The sequence below is a fragment of the uncultured Planktosalinus sp. genome (genome assembly GCF_963973675.1).
Lineage (GTDB): Bacteria > Bacteroidota > Bacteroidia > Flavobacteriales > Flavobacteriaceae > Planktosalinus.
The window spans coordinates 1-5,460 of record NZ_CAXBAN010000176.1; the positions used below are offsets into that span (position 1 = coordinate 1).

Consider the following 5,460-nt stretch of genomic DNA (forward strand, 5'->3'; position numbering starts at 1 on the left):
AACTCCCGACACCTGGTTTTGGAGACCAGTGCTCTACCAACTGAGCTAAACCCGTTTAAAAAGTTTGCTCTTCCTAAAACAAATTTGGGATTAGCTAAACCCGTTGATAAATACTTAAAGGCATCCGCACATGACGGATACCTTTAAGACTATCTTTTTAAACTTTAATTAGTCTAATATCTCAGTTACCTGACCTGCACCAACAGTTCTACCACCTTCTCTAATTGCAAAACGTAAACCTACGTTCATAGCAATTGGTTGAATTAAATCAACAGTAATAGTAAGGTTGTCACCAGGCATAACCATTTCTACTCCATCAGGAAGAGAAATATTACCCGTTACGTCAGTTGTACGAACATAGAACTGAGGACGGTAGTTATTGTGGAAAGGAGTGTGACGACCACCTTCTTCTTTCTTAAGTACATATACCTCAGCTTTAAATTTCTTATGTGGAGTTACTGAACCAGGCTTAGTAATTACCATACCTCTTGAGATTTGAGTTTTCTCAATACCTCTTAGAAGGATTCCAACGTTATCACCAGCTTCACCTCTATCTAATATTTTACGGAACATCTCAACACCCGTAATAGTGGAAGTTAATTTTTCAGCTCCCATTCCAATAATTTCTACAGGATCACCTGTGTTTGCAACACCTGTTTCTATACGTCCTGTTGCAACGGTACCACGACCTGTAATTGAGAATACATCTTCAATAGGCATTAAGAATGGTTTATCAACATCACGTTCTGGCAATTCAATCCAGCTATCAACAGCATCCATTAATTCAAGAACTGTTTTAGACCATTTTTCATCTCCTTGTAAAGCACCAAGTGCCGAACCAGAAATTACAGGACCATTATCACCATCATACTCATAAAAAGACAATAAATCTCTGATTTCCATTTCTACCAATTCAAGAAGTTCCTCATCGTCTACTAAATCAACTTTGTTCATAAAAACAACGATTCTTGGAATACCTACCTGACGTCCCAAAAGGATGTGCTCACGAGTTTGTGGCATTGGACCATCAGTAGCAGCAACCACAAGGATTGCTCCATCCATTTGTGCTGCACCTGTAACCATGTTCTTAACATAATCGGCGTGACCAGGACAGTCAACGTGTGCATAGTGACGAATTGCTGTAGAATACTCTACGTGTGAAGTATTAATAGTAATACCTCGTTCTTTTTCTTCAGGAGCGTTGTCAATTTGATCAAAAGATCTTGCTTCAGAAAATCCAGCTTCTGCCAATACTTTAGTAATAGCTGCTGTTAAAGTTGTTTTACCGTGATCAACGTGTCCAATTGTACCTATATTTAAGTGCGGTTTGGAACGATCAAAAGTTTCCTTTGCCATGTTTAATAATTTTTAATCTTAGTTATATATTAGTGTTCAATGTATTTACAACTTTGAGCCAACGACGGGAATTGAACCCGTGACCTCTTCCTTACCAAGGAAACGCTCTACCCCTGAGCTACGTCGGCAGGAAAAGAGTTTCAGGTTTCAAGCTTCAAATTTCAGATTTAAAAATCTTTAATCTGCAACTTGCAACTTATTTTGAGCGGGAGACCGGGTTCGAACCGGCGACATTCAGCTTGGAAGGCTGACGCTCTACCAACTGAGCTACTCCCGCAATTTCGATTCAAATAAGAATCACTTTTCAATACTATTAAAGAACAAAATGCGTTATTTAAACACAAGTACTAAAAGAACTTTGTTCTTTAGTGGGGAGAGCAGGATTCGAACCTGCGAAGACATAGTCAGCAGATTTACAGTCTGCCCTCGTTGGCCGCTTGAGTATCTCCCCTGTGTTGTTAACACTTAAAAATTATTCCTAATTTTTATTTAATATTCAGAACTTTAAGAGCCGATGGAGGGACTCGAACCCACGACCTGCTGATTACAAATCAGCTGCTCTAGCCAGCTGAGCTACATCGGCTTTTACACCACTTTTTTAGTCATAAAAAAGTCCGCTATTTCTAACGGACTGCAAATGTATATAAATTTTGTTTTTAAAAAAATTATTTTTAGAAAATTTACATTAAATATGTGCTCTTTGTTTTTCTTTTCTTTTTTTCAATTGACGTTGCAGTGATTGAACACATTCATCAACACCTACTTCAAACTTAATACAGTCTTTTTTCACCATTAAATCTCCCTTTGGAATGCTTAGTAAAATTTCTACTGTTTTTTTTGCAGGCTCGCTGTTGTTTTCAATTTTTAAAAATACATCTGCAAAAATAATTTTATCATAAAACTGTTCTAATTTGTTTAATTTTTTCTCTATGAAGCTAACTAATTTGATGTCTGCATCAAAACCGGGGGTCTGTACATTTACTTTCATCTGAATTTTATTTTAATTGTTAGTAACTTGGTGTTTTAGTAATACCATATTTAAACAGTATTACCTATTCTGTTTTATTATTTGTTCGTGGATGAGATTTCGCATATACTTTTTTTAATTCTGCTATACTATTATTTGTATACACCTGCGTTGAAGCCAAACTGGAATGACCCAGTAATTCTTTGATTGAGTTTAAATCAGCTCCCTCATTAAGTAAATGAGTAGCAAATGAATGTCTTAAAATATGTGGGCTTTTTTTATCTTTAGTTGATACTGCACTAAAGTAATTATTTATTACTCTGTAAACAAGTGATTGATTTACTTTAACGCCATTTTTTGATATAAATAAAAAGGGGGGATTTGTTGAGCTTTCAACTTCATTTCTGACTCCTATATAGATACTTAACATTTTTACAGTTGAATTGAGAAGGGGGACAATACGTTCCTTGCTTCGTTTTCCAATAACTTTAACTGTTTGCTTTATTAGGTCAACATCTGATGTTTTTAATTCAATTAACTCTGATTTACGCATCCCGGTAGCATAAAACAACTCTACCATAGTTTTGTTCCTAATACTTTCAAAGCTTGTATCGTCCTCGAAGGCATCCAGTACTTTACTGATTTCTTCTTTAGAAAAAGGTACTTGAACTGTTCTTGCTGTTTTCAAGGACTTATGCTTTGCCAAAGGATTTTCAGATATTTGCTTGGTCTTAAGAAGAAACTTGTAGTATGCTTTTAATGAAGCTATTTTACGGTTGATGCTTCTGGTGTTTAACCCCTGATCAACCAAAGCTACAATCCAAGAGCGTATCATTGCATAGTTTACTTCTTTACTATTTTCACATTCCAATTGTACCTTTATGAATTGTAAAAAAGACTCAAGGTCTTTTTGATAAGCCAAAACTGTGTGGGGGGAATACTTTTTTTCTAAAGTGAGATAGTTTATAAATGCTGATTGAGGCATATGTAAATCATTGAATTGTAAATTTACAAAACTTAATAGAATTTTAAATGATATTTGTCAGCAAAAAAAAATCCCGACAAATCGGGATTTATGGATTAATTTAAGAAAATTAAATTTCTTCTTTTTCTCTAAGATGTTGAATGTACTGAGCTTTTTGAACTTGTGCTCTGCGGGACACAGAAGGTTTTGTAAACGCTTGTCTGTTTCTCAGCTGACGCATAGTTTGGGTTCTGTCAAACTTTCTTTTAAAACGCTTTAGCGCTCTGTCGATATTTTCTCCGTCTTTTATTGGAATTATTAACATAAGTATTTCACCTCCTCTCTTTTAGCGCGGCAAAAATAAATAAAAATCTGATATATTTTTTATTGAACTTAAAAAAATAACTCTAATTCTTTGATATATTTTGATGAATTTAAGTTGCGGGTTTATATTCTTTGTTGTCAATGATCATTTTTGCTATTATTTCACGCAATATTTCAGAAGTACCCCCTCCTATGGGGCCTAACCTACTGTCTCTAAATAATCTTGCCATAGGATACTCTTCCATATAGCCATAACCACCTAAAAACTGAAGACACTCATAAATTACCTCATCTGCAATTTTTGTTGAAAGCAGTTTTGACATTGTTGCTTCTTTAACTACATACTCACCATTGTCTAGTCGGGCAGCTACATTATAGTTAAAAACTTTACTCATTTCAACCTGGCTGGCTAGGTCTGCCACTTTGTGCCTTAGGGCTTGAAATTTATCAATCGTTTGTCCAAATGCCATTCTCTCTGACATATAATCCAATGCATATTCAATTGCAAACTCAGCTCTGGCATGAGCATTGATTCCCATAATGAGACGCTCCAAAGCAAAGTGCTGCATAATGTATCCAAATCCTTTGTTTTCTTCTCCCATTAAATTTGACGCGGGAACCTCAACATTATCAAAAGCAATTTCACCGGTGTCAGATGCTCTCCATCCTAATTTATCAAGCTTGGTTGCTGAAATTCCCGGAGTATCCCTATCTACTATAAAGATACTCATTCCTTTATTGCCCAACTCTGGATTTGTTTTAGCTGCCACCACTAAATAATCAGAATATACACCGTTTGTGATAAAAGTCTTTGAGCCATTTAGAATGTATTTATCTCCTTTTTTTACAGCTGTTGATTTCATTCCGGCAACATCGCTTCCACCGAAAGGTTCAGTAATACAAAGACATCCTATTTTTTCTCCGTTAATGCTAGCCGTTAAATATTTTTGCTTAATATCTTCACTTCCTTCTTTATTAACGTGTGTCATGGCTAAATAAGCATGTGCCCACATAGCCGCTGCAAAACCACCTGAATTGATGTGTTGCATTTCTTCCAGAAAAATTACAGTATAAAACAAATCTAAATCCATCCCACCATATTTTTCGGGATAAGCCAACCCAAAATAGCCCATTTCACCAAATTTCTCCCAAATGAAACGGTCTATAATTCCGGTTTGTTCCCATTTTTCGATATGAGGTACAACTTCTTTTTGTAAAAACTCTCTAAAGCTTTTTCTAAATAATTCGTGTTCTTCTGTAAAGTAAGAGATATTCATTTTTTTCTTTTTGTTTAATAACCAATAATAAAGGCTATTGCTTTTTTTATTTTACTGTCAAATATAAGGCAAATCTCTCAAATTTATGGATAGGAAACCCTTCGATATTTTTCAACTCTTCAAGTTCATTAATTCCTTCGTGAAGGTATCGATAATCTACAATTTCTTTTGCTAGTTGAAAATTAATAAAAGGAAGAATGGCTATATCTGAAGCAGATGCTTTATTAATGTTTATTTTTTCAATCAAAGGCTTTTCTTTGACCGTAAATTCTTCGATAATTCTTTTTACTACTGCATTTTCAAGCCCATATACATCATAAAGTTGTTCGTCAGTTAAAAAACCATTCAATCGTTCTCTGTAATCGATAATTCTCTTTGATAAAACTGCTCCTACACCATATACTTTTTGAAGTTGTTCTGCATCAGCTTTGTTTAAGTCAATTTTTTGAGCAAAGCTTTTTTCTTTTTTATTGAAGTTGTAATTATTTTTGGGTTTTGGATTGATTACCCATTCAGGAAATTGAAAATAAGGACTTATGTTGTTTAAAACCGAGTCTGAAACCTGAGTCACC

The 5,460-nt window shown here is 34.8% G+C and carries 6 protein-coding genes and 4 tRNA genes; all 10 read right to left on the reverse strand.

The window, feature by feature from the left end; all coding sequences use genetic code 11:
- Positions 1-168 precede the first annotated feature (168 nt).
- Complete coding sequence (gene tuf / locus AACY61_RS08060; protein ID WP_339611063.1) at positions 169-1,356, reverse strand: elongation factor Tu; 1,188 nt, start codon at positions 1,354-1,356, stop codon at positions 169-171.
- Between the two features lie 56 nt (positions 1,357-1,412).
- Positions 1,413-1,484: transfer RNA gene (locus tag AACY61_RS08065), tRNA-Thr, on the reverse strand.
- A 76-nt stretch (positions 1,485-1,560) separates the two neighbouring features.
- Positions 1,561-1,633: transfer RNA gene (locus AACY61_RS08070), tRNA-Gly, on the reverse strand.
- 92 nt (positions 1,634-1,725) lie between these two features.
- Positions 1,726-1,807: transfer RNA gene (locus tag AACY61_RS08075), tRNA-Tyr, on the reverse strand.
- Positions 1,808-1,865: 58 nt separating this feature from the next.
- A tRNA-Thr gene (locus tag AACY61_RS08080) sits at positions 1,866-1,939 on the reverse strand.
- 102 nt (positions 1,940-2,041) lie between these two features.
- A complete protein-coding gene (gene raiA, locus AACY61_RS08085) occupies positions 2,042-2,344 on the reverse strand; it encodes a ribosome-associated translation inhibitor RaiA (RefSeq protein ID WP_339611064.1) in 303 nt (100 codons plus the stop codon).
- 64 nt (positions 2,345-2,408) lie between these two features.
- Positions 2,409-3,308 carry a tyrosine-type recombinase/integrase gene (locus tag AACY61_RS08090; protein WP_339611065.1) on the reverse strand — a complete coding sequence of 300 codons (900 nt, stop codon included), beginning with the start codon at positions 3,306-3,308 and terminating at the stop codon, positions 2,409-2,411.
- 109 nt (positions 3,309-3,417) lie between these two features.
- On the reverse strand, positions 3,418-3,612 hold the full coding sequence (rpsU, locus tag AACY61_RS08095) for a 30S ribosomal protein S21 (protein ID WP_339611066.1): 195 nt from the start codon (positions 3,610-3,612) through the stop codon (positions 3,418-3,420).
- A 109-nt stretch (positions 3,613-3,721) separates the two neighbouring features.
- Entirely contained in the window at positions 3,722-4,888 is a 1,167-nt protein-coding gene (locus AACY61_RS08100; RefSeq protein ID WP_339611067.1) for an acyl-CoA dehydrogenase family protein, read from the reverse strand.
- Positions 4,889-4,934: 46 nt separating this feature from the next.
- Positions 4,935-5,460: helix-hairpin-helix domain-containing protein (locus AACY61_RS08105; protein WP_339611068.1), on the reverse strand; the 526-nt coding region annotated here is incomplete at its 5' end.